This is a genomic window from Caballeronia sp. 11_S32 (assembly GCF_056930355.1).
Genome location: NZ_JBXOWH010000005.1, coordinates 740,970 through 757,661, shown reverse-complemented (window position 1 = coordinate 757,661; position 16,692 = coordinate 740,970). Strand labels below are relative to the sequence as shown.

Sequence of the window (16,692 nt, the reverse complement as noted above, 5' to 3'; positions counted from 1 at the left end):
TCTCCTTGATGCGGCGTGATGAGGCGTGACCTGACGAGGGGCGCCCGCTCAGACTTCGACGGCGTCGACGTCGTATTCGAACAGCCAGTTGTAGCGCTCCTTCACGCGCTCCTCGCTCCACTCGCGATCGACGTACTCCGCCGCGCCCTCCGCATGCGCGAGGGCGGGATTGTGAAAGCGCTTCGTGTTCGCCGCGGAGCCGCGCACGATGCGCGACGTGCGTTCGAGGCGCAGCGACTCGTAGCGTTCGAGCGCGCGCGGCAGATCGTTCTGGTAGCGCCCGAGGCAGCGCGCGATCAGATAGCCGTCTTCGAGCGCCATGCCCGCGCCCTGCGCGAGGAACGGCAGCGTGGGATGACAGGCGTCGCCGAGCAGCGTCGCGTTGCCGGAGCTCCAGCGCGTCATCGGCTCGCGGATCATGAGCGCCCATTTATACGGAACGTCGATGGCCGAGATCAGCGTGCGGACGTCTTCGTGCCAGCCGTCGAAATCGGCGAGACATTCGTCGATGGTGCCGCGCTCCGACCACGACTCGACCTGCCAGCCATCGCGCTCCACGGCGCCGACGAAGTTGACGAGCTTGTGGCCGCGCAGCGGATAGTGGATCACGTGCGCGCCCGGTCCGACCCAGTTGGTGCCGTAGGGCGTGCGCAGATGCTCGGGCAGCTTCGAGGCGTCGATCACGCCGCGCCAGGCCATCACGCCTGAATAGACGGGCTCGTCCGCGCCGAAGAGCGCGCGGCGCACGCGCGAATGCACGCCGTCCGCGCCGATCAGCAGATCCGCTTCGAACGTGGCGCCCGAAACGGTCTGCACTTCGACCCGGCCTTCTTTTTGCACGATCGACTCGACCTTGTGATCGAGCCTGATAGCGTCGGCGCGAAATGCGCGCACCGCGTCGACGAGCGCTTCATGCAGGTCCGCGCGATGCACGGTCAGGTAGGGAAAGCCATACACTTCGCGCGATGCGGCGCCGAGATCGAAGAGCGGCCAGGTCTGCCCCGTGTTCCAGAGGCGCACGCGCTTGCCGGGCGGCTCGCAGGCGAGGCCTTCGAGGCGCTCGCCGACGCCGATCTGATAAAGCACGCGCGTGGCGTTCGGGCTCAACTGCACGCCGGCGCCGATCTCGCCGAGCGCCTTGGCCTGTTCAAGGATGGTGACGTCGAAGCCTCTTCTCAACAAAGCGGCTCCCGCCGTCAAGCCGCCGATACCGGCCCCTGCAATGACGATCTTCATTCGACCTTTCGACCTCTTTCGTATTAACGCTGTCTCTTATCGAGAAGATTTATCATTCGATCGATAAATCTTTTAAATGGGGTTTCGTTTTAAAACGGAACCACTTTAAATGAACGTCAGCCGTGAAAGAAGCAAAAGAATTCGAATGAGTTATAACTGAAAATTGATAATGCGCGAAAACCGGCGCATGAATCTCACATGCCCCAGCGATGCACGACCGAGGTTTCGATGTTGAAGAGATCGAGCACGCGCCCGATCGTGTGATCGACCATTTCGTCGAGCGATTCCGGGTTCGCGTAGAATGCGGGCACCGGCGGATACACGATTGCTCCGGCTTCGGTCACGCTCGTCATGCTGCGCAAGTGGCCCAGATGCAGCGGCGTTTCCCGAACCATCAGCACGAGCCGGCGGCGCTCCTTGAGCGTGACGTCGGCCGCGCGCGAGAGCAGCCCGCTCGTCACGCCCGTGGCGATCTCCGAGAGCGTGCGGATCGAGCACGGCGCGACGATCATCCCCATGACCGGGAACGAGCCGCTCGAAATGGCCGCGCCGATGTCCGTGTTCGGGTACGTGACCGTGGCGAGCGCGCGAACATCGGCGACGCTGTACGGTGACTCGTGCGCGAGCGTGACCTGCGCGGAGCGGCTCATCACCAGATGCGACTCGATGTCGAGCTGCCTGAGCAATTGCAGCAGCCGGACACCGTAGACGACGCCCGACGCGCCGCTGATGCCCACGATCATGCGCCGGGGCGGTACTGCGCTGAAATGCATCTGTGCTCTCCGTTTTAACGGTGATTGAATCAAAACGTCGCGGATATTAGCACGGCGATTCATTCTGCCGGATAACTTATGAGCGCTTTTGGAATGATTAAGTGAATACCCTGACTGAATATTCAAGATGTTCTATTGATTGATAAATAACTCGTGATTCAAATCCCGAATTGATGTGGTTACACTCGGTTCCGCATCGAGCAAAGCGGCTGTCGAACGACGGCCCGCACCACTGCGGGATGCAAGAAGCCGGCGCCGACGAGCGACCGGCCAACGATAAAAATTGGAGACTTCGGTTGAGAACTTGTCTGCTGGTCGGCGGTTGCGCCGCGATCCTGGCTGGCCCCGCGTGGGCGCAGTCGTCTGTGACGCTGTATGGGAGCATCGACGTGGGCGTCGATTTCGTATCGAACTCTCAGGGCAAACACCTGTACCAGGAGTCGTCCGGCAAGCGCCAGCCCGACCGCTGGGGACTGTTGATCAAGGAGGATCTGGGTGGCGGCAATTCGGCGTTCGCGCGGCTCGAATCGGGCTTTCTGACCAACACCGGCTCGCAGATCAACCCGACGAGCTTCTTCAACCGCAACGCCTACGTGGGACTCGAGAACGATCGCTGGGGCTCGCTGAGCTTCGGTAACATCAACGATTACATCTATCAGTACGTCGGGCGGCTGAACAACTCGGTGCCGGGCATCTCGTCGTTCTACACGCCCGGCAATCTCGACGGTCTCGCGAACACGCACGCGCTCAACAACGCCGTGAAGTACGAGTCGATCAATTTCCACGGCTTCCAACTGGGCGCGATGAACGCGTTCGGCAACCAGGCGGGCGACTTCAGCGCGGGGCGCCAGTACAGCGTCGGCGCGCAGTATTCGAGCGGCACCGTGAATTTCGGCATTGCGTACACGATGTCGCATAACCGCACGGCCGACATCTTCGGCACCTTCAGCCTGAATTCGCTGCTCGGTCAGCCGTTGAGGCAGGGCACGATGTTCAACGCGAGCCGTTACAGCACGCTCGCCGCCGGGGCATCGGTGAAGATCGGCATCTTTACGCCGCACGTCACGTATTCCGGCGTCGATCTCAAGAACGCCCAAGGCTCGGCGAAGCTGAACAACTATCAGGCGGGCGTGAACACGGAGCTGGTGGGCGGCCTGGGCTTTTTCATCCTCGGGCTGTCGGTGGATCACTCGTTGTTCCAGGGGCTCACGATCAACCAGTACAACCTGTTCCTGACCGATTACCTGTCGAAGCGCACGCAGGTCTATGCGGGCGTGGGCCTGCAACACGCCTCGGGGCCCGGCGCGCGCGCCGCGCAGTTCGGCTACCAGCCGTCGTCGACCGGCAGCCAGACGGTCGCGCGCATCGGCGTCAACCATATGTTCTGACGAAGCGGAGGTGTCATCGTGCGGTGAGACGTATGCAGACGGGGAGCAAAAGGGGAAGCAAGCGGGAACGCGTGACGGACTCTTCACTTTTTTCGATCGCTTCATCGTTACTTTTTGATTGAGCCGCGCGGGGCCGCCTCTTATATTGTGGCTCCGGCCATGGCGTCGCGTCGCCATGAGAGATTTTCAGCAGCAGCATCGCGAGCGGATGCACCATCGGCGCATCCGTCCGCACGAGGCAAACGGGACATACATGCAAGCAGACCGGACTTTCAATATCGCAACACTGATAGAAGAGCAGAAGACGGGGCGCTTCGCCGCCGGTCTGCTCTTCTGGTGTTTCCTGATCATGCTGATGGATGGCTATGATCAGACGGCAGTGTCGTTCGCGGCGCCCGCCATCATCAAGGACTGGCACGTCGCGCGCGGCGGATTCGGCCCCGTGTTCGGCGCGGGCCTGCTCGGCACGCTCATCGGCTCTTTCATCTTCGGTTATCTCGGCGACCGGCTCGGCCGCAAGAAGGCGATCATCATCGGCAGTCTTTTCTTCGGCGCGCTGACTTACGCTTCGGTGTGGGTCACTTCGCTGCAGGAGTTGATGCTGCTGCGCTTTCTGGCCGGCATCGGCATGGGCGGCGTGGTGCCGAATTCGGTCGCTCTGGTCGCGGAATATGCGCCGAAGCGCCTGCGCGCCACATGGGTCACGCTGATGTTCTCGGGCTTTTCGATCGGCGCGGGTTCGGGCGGTCTTGTGTCGTCCGCGCTGATTCATCGCTTCGGCTGGCCGGTCATGTTCGCGGTCGGGGGCGTGGGCTCGTTGCTCGTCGCGCTGTTGCTGATCTTCACGCTTCCCGAATCCGCGAAGCTGCTGGTGCTCCGGCAGCGCGATCCTCAAATGCTGCGCAAGCTCGTTGCGCGCCTGCGTCCCGATCTGAACATTCCCGCCGATGCGTCGTTCGTGGCCGGCGAAGCCCGCGAGAAGCAGCAACGCTTCGTGCTGAAGCTGATCTTCTCCGACGGCCTCGCCGCCATCACGCCGCTGCTGTGGATCGTGTTCATCGCGAACTCGATGGCGCTCTACTTCCTGCAGAACTGGCTGCCTATTCTGATGGAAGGCATGGGCATCGATCCGCGCGGCGCGGGTCTCATCACGATGATGTTCTCCGTTGGCGGCGTGATCGGCGGTCTGGTGCTGTGCCGCTTCGTCGACCGTCACGGTGTCGCGGCGATCATCTCGCTGCCCGTCATCGGCCTGCCGGTCGTCGCGCTGCTCGGTCACGGTTCGTCGCAGGGCTGGCTCATGCTCGCCGTGTTCGCCACCGGCTTCTGCGTGGTGGGCGCGCAGTACGGGTTGTATGCGGTGGCCGGCATGATCTATCCCACGTCGTTCCGCTCGGCCGGCGTGGGCAGTGCGATCTCGGTGGGCAAGATAGGCTCGGTGTCCGGGCCCGTCATCGGCGGTCTGCTGCTCTCGATGCACCTGCCGATCACGCAGCTTTTCTATGCGGCGTCGCTGCTGTTCCTCGTTGCCGCCGTGTTCTCGACGATCCTCGCGCTGCTCTACCGCGCGCGCTTCGGCGAGCAGCCGGCCGCCGAAGCGGCGGTCGAACCGCCCCAGCGTTCGCTGCTGCACGATTCGTAATCCCACAGCGCGCCATGCCGCCACGCGAAGCCGTGGCGGCATGGCGCAGCATCCCGCATCGATGAAACTCCTCGTGAGTTCATTCGGATAACGAAATATCGATGAGTCAAACCCTATACGACAAAATCTTCGACGCGCACACGGTTCGCGTCGATGCGGACGGCACGGCGTTGCTTTACATCGACCGCCATTTGCTCAACGAAGTGACGAGCCCGCAGGCGTTCGAATCGCTGCGGCAGGAGTCGCGGCCCGTGTGGCGCGCGCAGTCCAATCTCGCGGTAGCCGATCACAACGTGCCGACCACGGATCGCAGTCTCGGCATAGCGGATCCGGTTTCGCGAGTTCAGGTCGAAGCGCTGCAGGACAACTGCGTGCGTAACGACATCGCGCATCATGGCATGGAGGATGTGCATCAGGGAATCGTTCACGTCGTGGCGCCCGAGCTCGGCAACACGCTGCCCGGCATGACGATCGTCTGCGGCGACTCGCACACGAGCACGCACGGGGCGCTCGGCGCGCTTGCATTCGGCATCGGCACGTCGGAGATCGAGCACGTGCTGGCCACGCAGACGCTCATCACGCGGCGCAGCCGGACGATGCGCGTCATGATCGATGGCGAAGTGCCCGCGGGCTGCTCGGCGAAGGACGTCGCGCTCGCGTTGATCGGCGCGCTCGGCACGGCGGGCGCAACGGGCTATGCCATCGAGTTCGCGGGGCCCGTGGTGCGCGCGTTGTCGATGGAAGGGCGCATGACCCTTTGCAACATGTCGATCGAAGCAGGCGCGCGCGCCGGGCTGATCGCGGTCGACGACACCACGCTCGACTATTGCAGCACGCGAGCGCATGCGCCGCGAGGCGAAGCGTGGGAGCACGCGGCGCGCGCATGGCGCGCCCTGCGTTCGGACGACGACGCGCGCTTCGACGCCGAACATGCGCTCGATGTGTCCGCGCTCGTCCCGCAGGTCACATGGGGCACGTCGCCGGAGATGGTCGCGGGCATCGACGGCCGCGTGCCCGATCCCGCCTGCGCCGCCGACGCCGGCCAGCGCGCCGCATGGACGCGCGCGCTCGATTACATGGGCCTGAAAGCGGGCACGCCGATGGATGAGATCGTCATCGACAAGGTGTTCATCGGTTCCTGTACCAACGGGCGCCTGGAGGATCTTCAGGCAGCCGCGCGCGTGCTGCGCGCGGCGGGCGGACGGATCGCGCCGAATGTGCGCCTCGCGCTCGCCGTCGCGGGCTCGCAGCAGGTGAAGCGCGATGCGGAGGCGCAAGGGCTGCACGAGATCTTCATTGCCGCCGGCTTCGAATGGCGCGAGCCCGGCTGCTCGATGTGCCTCGCGATGAACGCGGACCGGCTCGCGGCCGGCGAGCGCGTCGCGTCCACCTCGAACCGCAATTTCGAGGGCCGGCAGGGCGCGGGCGGCCGCTCGCACCTCGTGAGTCCCGCGATGGCGGCGGCGGCCGCGCTCGCGGGCCGCTTCGTCGATGTTCGCCGCGTGAGCGGCCTTGAAGGAGATCGCTGATGGAGCCGCTCGTCAGCCACACCGGGCTTGTCGTTCCGCTCGATCGCGACAACATCGATACCGACGCGATCATGCCCAAGCAGTTCATGAAGTCGATCGCGCGAGCCGGCTTCGGGCCGTATCTCTTCGACGAGTGGCGCTATAGAGATCCCGGCTATTTCGGCAAGCCCGCGCACGAACGCACGCCGGATCCGGACTTCGTGCTGAACCAGCCGCGTTACGACGGCGCTTCGGTGCTCCTTGCGCGGCGCAATTTCGGCTGCGGAAGCTCACGGGAGCACGCGCCGTGGGCGCTTCATCAATTCGGCTTTCGCGTGCTGATTGCGGAAAGCTTCGCGGACATCTTCTTCAACAACTGCTGCAAGAACGGACTGCTGCCGGTGCAGCTCGACGCGGCGACGATCGCGCGTTTGATGGAAGCGGTGAAAAGCTCGCCGGGTTATCGCCTGCGCGTCGACCTGACCACGCAAACGGTGTGCGCGCCGGAGGGCGAGCGCTGGACGTTCGAGATTGCTCCGGCGGCCAAAAAGCTGCTGCTCGAAGGACTCGACGAGACGGGCGCCACGCTCGGCCATGCCGATGCGATCCGCGCTTTCGAAGCGGCGCATCTCGCGCGCTCGCCCTGGCTGTAGAGAGCGCAGGCGGATCAGCGAAGCGAGCCTAAGTTTCGTCGGTGACGTCAATGCAAAGAATGAAAAGAACAAAGGAGACAGAAATGAACCCGAGCACCGTTGTTGCACCGGAGACTACCGTCAACGTTTCATCGCTGATCGAGCGACAGAAGCTCGGCGGCTTCGCGCTCCGTCTGATCGTGTGGTGCTTCCTGATCGTGCTGATCGATGGCTACGATCAGGTCGCGGCGGCCTTCGCAGCACCCGCGCTGATTCATGCCTGGCACACGAGTGCGGCCGGCTTCGGGCGCGTGTTCGGCGTGGGACTGTTCGGCGTGCTCGTGGGCTCGCTATTGCTCGGCTTCAGCGGCGACCGCTTCGGGCGGCGGCTCACCATCATTTATGGCTCGCTCTGGTTCGGCATGCTGACGTTCATGTGCGGCTATGCGGACTCGCTGGAGCAGCTCACGCTGCTGCGCTTTCTCGCGGGCATAGGCATGGGCGGTGTGGTCCCGAACACGGTCGCACTCGTATCGGAGTATGCCCCGAAGGCGCGCCGAGCGACATGGATCACGCTGATGTTCTCGGGCTTCTCGATCGGCGCGGGCGGCGGCGGGGCGGTCGCCTCATGGCTGCTGCCGCGCTTCGGCTGGCCCGTCCTGTTCACGCTCGGCGGCGTGGCGGCGATAGTCGTGGCGCTTGCGTCGTTCGTGCTGCTGCCCGAATCGATCCGCTTTCTCATCATGAAAGGCCGCGACACCGGCAGCATTCGACGCATTGCCGGTCATCTCGGCGCCGAGGCCCGGGGCGAAGGCGTGCGCTATGTCGTCGATGACGAAACGCGTGCGCCCGTGCGGCCCACCGCGTTGTTCCAGAATGGTCTCGCCAAGGTCACGCCGCTCCTGTGGTCCATCTTCATCCTCAACTCGCTGGCGCTTCATTTCCTGCAGAACTGGTTGCCGATCCTGTTCAGCATGAGCACGCTCGCGCCCGCACGGGCGGCTCAGGCGGCGATGATGTTTCCGGTCGGCGGCACGGTCGGCGCCCTTGCATTGAGCCGCTGCGTGGATCGTTACGGCGTGCGCGTGATTCTGCTGCTCGCCGTGACCGGCTGCCCGATCGCCGCGTCGCTTGGCATGCCGATGCCGACCGCCTGGCTCTTCGCGGCCGTGTTCGCGAGCGGCGTGTGCGTGATCGGCAGCCAGTTCGCGCTGTACGCCGTGTCGGGCATGGTGTATCCGACGACGCTGCGCTCGACCGGCGTCGGCTCGGCAATCGGCATCGGCAAGCTCGGCTCGGTCGCGGGCTCGATGCTCGGCGGCGTGCTGCTATCGATGCATCTGCCGGTGGCGGACCTGTTCTTCAATCTCGCCGCCGTATTCGTGCTGATCGTGGTGCTGTCGGCGTGGCTCGGCGGAGTGCGGCGATACGAGCGCCGTGCTGAAGGGCTGCATGAAGAATCGGGAATTGATCTCGCGCAATAGCTCACGCTTTGTTCGGATTTATGCTGCCTTCTCTCGTCACACGCCGCGCACGTTGCGAACACCTTCTGATGATGATATTGAAATCATCGATCGGTGCACGCAGGTGCCGATGAAACACATCCTTCAATCATTGCTGAATCCTGGGTTCGACTGTCAACCACGATGGGAGCAATCATGCGCAGAAGAGACTTTCTACAGAAGAGTACTGCGGTGATCGCTGCCGGCGGCGTTAGCCTTGCCGCGCTCCAAATGACGATGCGTGATGCCGCGGCCGCTGAGTCCAATGCGGCGAAGCGTCAGGAAATCGATGCCAAGGTTCGCGTAACGCTGTCGCGGCTATACAAGACGGTCGAGGGTTCGAGTGAACTCGTCGCCAAGGCGAATGGCGTGCTCGTGTTCCCGTCCGTGATCAAGGTCGGCTTCGTCGCCGGTGGCGAATACGGGGATGGCGCCTTGCACGTAGGCGGAAAATCGGTGGGCTACTACAGCACGGTGTCGGGGTCGTTCGGATTGCAGGCGGGGGCGCAATCGAAGGCTATGATCTATGTGTTCATGACGCAGGATGCGCTCGGCAGCTTCCGCAACGCCAAGGGTTGGTCGGTCGGTGGCGAGGGTTCCGTTGCGCTGTTGAAGGTCGGCGCGAACGGGGAGATCGATACGACGACAGCCACCGCACCCGTCGAGGCGATCGTGCTGACGAATGCCGGTCTGATGGGTGACGTGTCGCTTGCGGGTACGAAGGTTTCACGGCTCAAAATCTGACGGCGTTCGATCAGCGACGAATTCGTCTCGGTCAGCCACGTCGCCGTGGCCTTCGCACACGCTTTCGCCGAGGTTGCCCCAGCACGATCCTGAGGGAGGCGATCGATGACAATGAACCGTCCGCAGGGCATTGCGTTGCCGGGGCAAGTGGTCCTCGTTTTTCAGGGCGGCGGCGCACTGGGTGCGTATCAGCTTGGTGTCTACCAGGCGATACACGAACTGGGTATCCAGGTGGATTGGGTGATCGGCACCTCCATTGGCGCGATCAACGCCGCGTTGATCGCCGGCAATCCGCCTGAGCGCCGGTTTCAACGCATGGCGGAGTTCTGGAACCTGGTCAGTGACCGCGCCCGGCTCAACGTGCTCGCCGCGCTGCCTGGCCTCGACAAGGCGTTCGCAAGGTGGATGATTTTTGGCGGCGGCATTGCGGGATTCTTCCAGCCGAATCCGGCGTCCTGGCTCGGGCCGCTCGCCCCTCTGGGCGTGGATCGGGCGTCGTACTACCGGATCGAGCCGTTGCGCAATACGTTGCTTTCGTTTGTCGACTTCGATCTTCTGAATAAGGTTTGTCCGCGTCTGACCGTTGGTGCGGTGAACGCTCGCACCGGCGCGATGCGCTACTTCGATTCGCGTGACGAACCACTGCGGGTCGAGCACATCATGAGTTCAGGCGCGCTTCCACCGGCGTTTCCCGCGGTACGGATCGATGGCGAGCCGTATTGGGACGGCGGCATCTATTCCAACACGCCGATCGAGGTCGTGCTGGATGACAAGCCGCGCAAGAGCTCGGTCATCTTCGCCGTGCACTTGTGGAATCCGGCCGGCACTGAACCGGAAAACCTGTGGCAGATCTGGGAGCGGCAGAAGGACATTCAGTACGCCAGCCGCACCGACAGCCATATCGCGCGGCAGCAACAGATACACCGCCTTCGCCACGTGGTACGCGAACTCGTCAAGCGCCTTCCGGAAGCCGAACGCGGCACATCCGAGGTTCAGGAACTCGCGGCATGGGGATGTCAGACCACGATGCGCCTGATCAAGCTACCCGCCCCTCGTCTGGATGGCGACGACCCGTTGAAAGACATCGACTTCACGCCAGCCGGCACGGCGGCTCGTCAGCGTGCCGGTTATGAAGCAGCGATGCGGGCAATTGCGGCGCATCCGTGGGATACGCCACTGGACCCCATAGAAGGTCTGGCCGTTTCCAGTGCGGATGACGACCCGGTCCGTGGGGGCCGGACTTGAGTCGCCGATCCGCCGTCGCGATCATCCTTGCCCGCGCCCTTTACTGACTGGTAATCGAACGCGGAAAGGACGCCTTCTCAAACCTTGCGCGTCGGGATATTCGTGAACGGAGCCAGGGCTTGAGGCGTGGGCGCGGCCGTCGATATGAGTTGCGCGGTTTCCTGCATCATCGGGATGAGACGCGCCACCGCGCGCTTGAGCGTCCACTTGCCGGCGAGCACAGACATCTGCAACGCGGCGGCAACGCGATGTCCCGAATCGAAGATCGGCACTGCTAGCGCAAGATCCCCGCGAAAGTACTCCTCGTTGCAATACGCGAAGCCGCGCTCGCGCGACTGCCGCAACTCGTCCATCAAGACATCGATATCCGTGATCGTGTTGGGCGTGTACTTGACGCGCTCGCACGCGAGCAAATATTCGCGCGCCTGATCTTCGTCGAGTGCGGACAAATACGCGCGCCCCGCCGACGAGCAGTAGATCGGAATGCGACGCCCGACCGGCATGTGCACGAGCAGCCGCATCGGACTGGGAAAGCGGCCGATGTAAATCATGTCCGTGCCCGCCGGCTCCGCGAAGTTCACCGTTTCCCCCGAATTGCGGTTGAGTTCCAGCAGGAACGGATTCGCGCGGCTCAACAACGAATGCGCTTCGAGATATCGGCAGCCGAGTTCCAGCGTGCGCGACGACAGCGAATAGCGCTTCGTCACCGGATCTTTAACGAGCAAGCCGAGCGCTTCGAGCGTGAACGCGAAGCGTTGTGTCGCGCTTTTCGAAATGCCCGCGAGCGCCGCGATCTCCGGCAGGTTCAGCGCGCGATTGTCCGGACCGAACACGTTGAGCACGCTTATGCCGGTTGCGAGCGATTGCACGTAAAGCGTCGATTCCTCGGGCGATGAAAGGGCCGGTGCCTGGCCTTGAATCGGGTTCGTCATGGGGAAAAAGACATTGAAAAACAATTCAAACGTATTGAATCACAATATGCGCGTGAAATCGACGCCGCCAGCGCCTCAGCTTAGTGCAGCATCAGTCATTTTCGGGAAAACCCCTATATTTAGGCGATATTGCTCAAGCGATTACCTTGTTGACGGCACAAAAATGGACGGTTATAACGAATATAAGCGCGATACATACATATCGTTTAGCGATACGAGACGCGGCAAAAACGAGCCACGTCGCCAATCATCCAAAAGGGGATTCCATGTTGAAAAAACTGAATGTGTTGATGGCGGGCGTGTTGTGCGCCGCCTCGTTGTCGGTGGCGCACGCGGAGCTCGCGCCGTTGCGCGTCGGCGCAACGCCCACGGCTGTGCCGTTCAACTTCCTCGATCCGAAGACCAACACGCTGCGCGGCGCGATGATCGATATCGCCGACGCCGTCGGCAAGGAAGCGGGCTACAAGACGAACGTCGCGCCGATACCGTTCGCGTCGCTGGTGCCGTCGCTGCAGACGGACAAGATCGATCTGATTTCGTCGGCGTTCGCGAAGACGCCGCAGCGTGCGCAAGTCGTCGATTTCACGCAGATCGTCGTCGAATACGGCGAAGGCCTGATCGTGCCCGATGGCGACAAGACCAACTACACGAACTTGTCCGAACTGAAAGGCAAGACGGTCGGCGTGCAGATCGGCACGTTGTATGTCGATCCGCTGAAGGCCACGCCCGGCGTCAAGGAAGTGAAGATGTACGACACCATGGCCGATCTCGTGCGCGACGTGAAGCTGCATCGTCTCGATGCGGCCATCGGCGACGGTCCGGTCATCGCGTATCAGGTGCGTACGCAAGGTGTGAGCGGCGTGCGCTATGTCGACAGCTACAAGCCGTCCCTGCCGACGAACATCGCGCTGGCCGTGCGCAAGGGCGACGACGCGCATCGTACGCAGCTCGACGCCGCCATCACCAAGCTCAAGGCCGACGGCACCATCGACGCGATCCTGAAGAAGTGGAACGTCACTCATTAACCCGCAACGACTGATTGCGCAACGCAGGATACGCCGATGTTCGAATCATTCGCGAGCGATGCGATCGAATTCGCGCCCGTGCTCATGCAGGGCGTGCTGACGACCATCGCCATTACCGCCGCCGCGCTCGTGATCGCTACGCTGCTCGGCCTCTTCTGGGCGCTGTTGCGCGTGAGCGGCGTCGCAGCGCTCGCGCATGCGAGCCGCGTGCTGACGAATCTGCTGCGCGGCGTGCCGATCATTGTCATCTTGTTCTACATGTACTTCGTCATGCCGGAGATCGGCGTGGGTCTCACCGCGTTCCAGGCGGGTGCGCTGGGCCTCGGCATCGCGTATTCGTCGTATATGGCGGAGGTGTTTCGCGCGGGCATCGACGCCGTGGATTCCGGGCAGTACGAAGCGGCGCAATCCATCGGCATGTCGCGGCTCAAGCTGATGCGCCGCGTGGTGTTGCCGCAGGCGTTTCGCATCGCGCTGCCGCCGTATGGCAACAACGTCGTGATGATGCTGAAGGATTCGTCGCAGACCGCGGTCATCACGGTCGTCGAGTTGTCGATGCAAAGCAAGCTGATCGCATCGGCGACGTTCAAGAGCGCCACGATTTTCACGCTCGTCGCGCTGATCTACCTCGTGATGAGTTTGCCGATGATGTACGGCATCGGCCGGCTGGAACGGCGCTTCGGGAAAGGCAAATGATCAAGATCGAGAATCTTCGCAAATCATACGGCGCGCATGTCGTCCTGCAGGACATCAACGCGGAAATCAGGAAGGGCGAAGTCGTGTGTCTGATCGGGCCTTCGGGCTCGGGCAAGTCCACGCTTCTGCGCTGCATCAACGGACTGGAGCAACACGACGGCGGCCGCATCACGATCGATGGCGTTCCCGTCGATGCGAAAAGCCGTCAGATCAACGCGATCCGTCAACGCGTCTCGATGGTGTTTCAGCGTTTCAATCTGTTCCCGCATCGCACGGCGCTCGAAAACGTGATGGAAGGTCCCGTTCACGTGAAGGGCGAGAGCGTTGCGCGAGCCACGGAACGCGCGAAAGACCTGCTCGCGTCCGTCGGGCTCGCGGAAAAGACGCAGCATTATCCGCGTCAGTTGTCGGGCGGGCAGCAGCAGCGCGTTGCGATTGCGCGGGCGCTCGCCATGGAGCCCGAAGCGATTCTCTTCGATGAGCCCACGTCCGCGCTCGATCCCGAGCTCGTCGGCGAAGTGCTCTCGGTGATGCGCGCGCTCGCGGACAAAGGCATGACGATGGTCGTCGTCACGCACGAAATGGACTTCGCGCGCAGCGTGTCGGATCGCACGCTGTTTCTCGATGGCGGACGTATCGCCGAACAAGGGCCGTCGCGCGACGTGCTCACGCAGCCGAAGAACGAACGCGTGCGAGACTTCCTCAAGCGCGTCACGCACGCGGAGTCGCTCACATCATGAAGCGCGATGCATTCGAACCGGCCAGCACGCTCTGGTCGAGCACGGCGGCGGCGCGCAGTCCCGCGAAGACGCTCGGCGAAGACATCGAGGTCGATGTCGCCGTGATTGGCGGCGGCTTCACGGGTTTATCGGCGGCGTACCATCTCGCGGACTCCGGACGGCAGGTTGCGCTGTTCGAAGCGTTCGAAGTCGGGCATCGCGCATCGGGGCGAAACGGCGGACAGGTCGTGCCGGGCTTCAAGCCGACGCCAACCGCGCTCATCGATCGCTTCGGCCGCGATGTCGCCGGGCGGATGACGCGCTTCGCATACGGCAACGCCGACTATCTGTTCGATCTCGTCTCCGCGTTGCAGATCGATTGCGCCGCAACACGCACCGGCTGGATTCAGGGCGCGTTCTCGCAGGCGTCGGTCGGCTATCTCGAACGGCGCGCGCGTGAAATCAACGCGCACGGCGGCGATGTCGAATACCTCTGCGCCGACGCCATGTTCGAAGCAACCGGCTCGCGCTTCTGGCCCGCCGGTCTCGTCGAACGGCGGGCGGGCGCGGTGCATCCGCTCGCCTACGCGCGCGGACTCGCGCACGCGGCGTCCCGGCGCGGCGTCGCGTTCTACGAGCATTCGCCGGTCGACGGCATCCGCGAGCATCGCGGCGGCGGCGTCATGCTCGACGTCGGCAGCCATACGGTGCGCGCGAGGCGGGTCATCATCGCGACGGATGCTTATACCGGGCAGCTGTGGCCATCGGTGGCGCAATCGTATGTGACCGTCGCGAGCGCGCAGATCGCGACCGAGCCGTTGCCCGCGCCGCTGCAACAGGCGCTGATGCCACGCCGCGCGGGCATCTCCGAAACGCGCAAGATCACGTATTACTGCCGCATCGATCCGGAAGGCCGCTTCGTGATCGGCGGACGCGGACGCGCGGCGGATCACATCGATCCCGCGACGGAGCAGCAGCTTCGCGCCGCCGCCATCGCGCGCTTTCCGCAGCTCGAAGGCGTGCGCTGGGCGCATCGCTGGGCGTGCCGCGTCGGCATGACAGTCGATGATCTGCCGCGCGTGCACGAGCTCGCGCCGGGGATCTGGACGGCCTACGGTTATTGCGGACGTGGCGTTGCGATGGCGACCGCGCTCGGCCGCGTGCTGTCGGACGCGATCAACGGCGTGCCCGCCGGCGAGCTCGATTTTCCGGTGACGCCGGTGAGCCGCATTCCGTTTTATCCCGCGCGCCAGCTCGGCGCCGCGCTCGCGATCAGCTGGTACAGGCTGCGCGATGCGCTCGGTCATCCCGCGTGAAGCGCGGCGTCCATCGCACTCGAAACAGGACATGAACACAATGGCAGAGGCGCTCGATCCGGTGGATGTGGCCATCGTCGGCGGCGGAATCATCGGCGTCAGCACGGCTTACTGGCTCGCGAAAGCGGGCGTGCGCACGGCGCTCTTCGAGAAAGGCACGCTCGCGTGCGAGCAGTCGTCGCGCAATTGGGGATGGGTGCGCACGCTGTCGCGCGACATGCCCGAAGTGCCGCTCGCGCTGCTCGCCAATCGCCGCTGGCGCGAGATTCAGGAGCGGGTCGACGTGGGTTATCGGCAGAACGGTTTGTTGTATCTGCAGGAGAACGAGCGCGATGCGAGCGATCACGCGCGCTGGTTCGAAAGCGCGAAGATCTACGGCGCGAAGGCCGAATTCCTGACCAAGCGCGCGGCGCAGCAGTTGTTGCCGCAAAGCGCGCGGGCGTGGACAGGTGCGATGCACAGCACGAGTTGCGGCGTCGCCGAACCGACGCAAGCGACGGCCGGCATCGCGGCGCTCGCGCGTCAGGCCGGCGCGGCGATCGTCGAAAATTGCGCGGTGCGCGGCATCGAAAGCAGCGCGGGACGCGTGAGCGCGGTCGTCACGGAGACGGGCCGCGTGCGTGCGCAGAACGTGCTGGTCGCGGCGGGCGCGTGGTCGCGTCTGTTTTGCGGCAACTTCGGCGTTGAGTTTCCGCAACTGAAGGTGCGCGGCTCGGTGCTGCGCACGGCGCCGTTCGACGCGGGCATGTCGGTGTCGATCAACGCCAAGGACTTCACGTGCCGCAAGCGCGCGGACGGCGGCTATACGGTTTCGCAGTTTTCCGCGTCGCTCGGCGAACTCGTTCCGGACAGCTTCCGGTTGATGAACAAGTTCATTCGTCCGTGGATCGCGAACCGGTCGATCGTGCGCGTGCGCCTGAACCAGCGCTTCGTCGAGGAATGGAAGATCCCGCGGCGCTTTCCGTCCGATCGCGAATCGCCGTTCGAGCGCTGCCGGATGCTCGATCCGCTGCCGTACGCGAAGGGCATCGATCAGGCGTGGACGCGGCTGCGGGAAAGCTTTCCGGTGTTCAAGGGCGCGCGCATCGCGCAATCGTGGGGCGGCTACATCGATGTGACGCCCGATGCCATGCCGGTCATCGGGCCGCTTCACGATGTTCCGGGGCTTTATCTGGCGTCGGGTTTTTCGGGGCACGGCTTCGGCATCGGCCCGGCGGTCGGTGAGTGCGTCGCGGCGCTGATCCGCGGCGACACACCGCCGGTCGATCTCGAGCCATTCCGTCTCGCCCGATACGCGTGAGACGCGGCAGGCGCCGGTTCGGCCGGCGCCCGTT

15 protein-coding genes are annotated in these 16,692 nt (G+C 63.7%); 12 read left to right on the top strand and 3 right to left on the bottom strand.

The genetic code is table 11. The annotated features are described in order from the left end of the window. Window positions 1-48 precede the first annotated feature (48 nt). Together AC1Z32_RS37990 and AC1Z32_RS37985 are read right to left on the bottom strand one after the other, a co-directional pair. Window positions 49-1,236 carry an FAD-dependent monooxygenase gene (locus AC1Z32_RS37990; RefSeq protein WP_483483996.1) on the bottom strand — a complete coding sequence of 396 codons (1,188 nt, stop codon included), beginning with the start codon at window positions 1,234-1,236 and terminating at the stop codon, window positions 49-51. A gap of 194 nt (window positions 1,237-1,430) precedes the next feature. Beyond that, window positions 1,431-2,009: a UbiX family flavin prenyltransferase gene (locus tag AC1Z32_RS37985; protein WP_062605755.1), complete on the bottom strand. Its 579-nt coding sequence runs from the start codon at window positions 2,007-2,009 to the stop codon at window positions 1,431-1,433. Window positions 2,010-2,305: 296 nt separating this feature from the next. Between AC1Z32_RS37985 and AC1Z32_RS37980 the strand changes: the two genes are divergently transcribed. The 7 genes from AC1Z32_RS37980 (at window position 2,306) to AC1Z32_RS37950 (ending at window position 10,670) form a co-directional block, all read left to right on the top strand. Then, entirely contained in the window at window positions 2,306-3,397 is a 1,092-nt protein-coding gene (locus tag AC1Z32_RS37980; protein ID WP_483483995.1) for a porin, read from the top strand. 253 nt (window positions 3,398-3,650) lie between these two features. Beyond that, window positions 3,651-5,039 (top strand): MFS transporter, encoded by a 1,389-nt coding sequence (locus AC1Z32_RS37975; RefSeq protein WP_483484154.1) that lies wholly within the window; start codon window positions 3,651-3,653, stop codon window positions 5,037-5,039. Window positions 5,040-5,140: 101 nt separating this feature from the next. Continuing rightward, window positions 5,141-6,568, top strand: coding sequence for a 3-isopropylmalate dehydratase large subunit (gene leuC / locus AC1Z32_RS37970; RefSeq protein ID WP_483483994.1), 1,428 nt, complete (start codon window positions 5,141-5,143; stop codon window positions 6,566-6,568). After that, window positions 6,568-7,200 carry a 3-isopropylmalate dehydratase small subunit gene (leuD, locus tag AC1Z32_RS37965; protein ID WP_483483993.1) on the top strand — a complete coding sequence of 211 codons (633 nt, stop codon included), beginning with the start codon at window positions 6,568-6,570 and terminating at the stop codon, window positions 7,198-7,200. Before leuC ends, leuD begins: the two co-directional genes overlap by 1 nt. Window positions 7,201-7,283: 83 nt before the next feature. Beyond that, window positions 7,284-8,663, top strand: a complete 1,380-nt coding sequence (locus AC1Z32_RS37960) for an MFS transporter (protein WP_483483992.1) — start codon at window positions 7,284-7,286, stop codon at window positions 8,661-8,663. 174 nt (window positions 8,664-8,837) lie between these two features. Continuing rightward, window positions 8,838-9,425: a BPSL1445 family SYLF domain-containing lipoprotein gene (locus tag AC1Z32_RS37955; RefSeq protein WP_483484153.1), complete on the top strand. Its 588-nt coding sequence runs from the start codon at window positions 8,838-8,840 to the stop codon at window positions 9,423-9,425. 105 nt (window positions 9,426-9,530) lie between these two features. After that, window positions 9,531-10,670, top strand: a complete 1,140-nt coding sequence (locus AC1Z32_RS37950) for a patatin-like phospholipase family protein (protein ID WP_483483991.1) — start codon at window positions 9,531-9,533, stop codon at window positions 10,668-10,670. 77 nt (window positions 10,671-10,747) lie between these two features. Here the strand turns inward: AC1Z32_RS37950 and AC1Z32_RS37945 are convergent, their stop codons facing one another. Further along, window positions 10,748-11,602 (bottom strand): IclR family transcriptional regulator, encoded by an 855-nt coding sequence (locus tag AC1Z32_RS37945; RefSeq protein ID WP_483483990.1) that lies wholly within the window; start codon window positions 11,600-11,602, stop codon window positions 10,748-10,750. A gap of 266 nt (window positions 11,603-11,868) precedes the next feature. Between AC1Z32_RS37945 and AC1Z32_RS37940 the strand changes: the two genes are divergently transcribed. From AC1Z32_RS37940 to AC1Z32_RS37920, 5 genes are read left to right on the top strand one after another with little or no spacing between them, the layout of a single operon-like run. Continuing rightward, window positions 11,869-12,627: a substrate-binding periplasmic protein gene (locus AC1Z32_RS37940; RefSeq protein ID WP_483483989.1), complete on the top strand. Its 759-nt coding sequence runs from the start codon at window positions 11,869-11,871 to the stop codon at window positions 12,625-12,627. Window positions 12,628-12,663: 36 nt separating this feature from the next. Then, window positions 12,664-13,323 (top strand): amino acid ABC transporter permease, encoded by a 660-nt coding sequence (locus tag AC1Z32_RS37935; protein ID WP_062605775.1) that lies wholly within the window; start codon window positions 12,664-12,666, stop codon window positions 13,321-13,323. Next, window positions 13,320-14,063 carry an amino acid ABC transporter ATP-binding protein gene (locus AC1Z32_RS37930; protein WP_483483988.1) on the top strand — a complete coding sequence of 248 codons (744 nt, stop codon included), beginning with the start codon at window positions 13,320-13,322 and terminating at the stop codon, window positions 14,061-14,063. Before AC1Z32_RS37935 ends, AC1Z32_RS37930 begins: the two co-directional genes overlap by 4 nt. Further along, the gene (locus tag AC1Z32_RS37925) at window positions 14,060-15,358 is read left to right on the top strand and encodes an NAD(P)/FAD-dependent oxidoreductase (RefSeq protein WP_483483987.1); all 1,299 of its coding nucleotides are present in this window, start codon (window positions 14,060-14,062) and stop codon (window positions 15,356-15,358) included. Before AC1Z32_RS37930 ends, AC1Z32_RS37925 begins: the two co-directional genes overlap by 4 nt. A gap of 31 nt (window positions 15,359-15,389) precedes the next feature. Beyond that, window positions 15,390-16,658 (top strand): NAD(P)/FAD-dependent oxidoreductase, encoded by a 1,269-nt coding sequence (locus AC1Z32_RS37920; protein ID WP_483483986.1) that lies wholly within the window; start codon window positions 15,390-15,392, stop codon window positions 16,656-16,658. Window positions 16,659-16,692 lie beyond the last annotated feature (34 nt).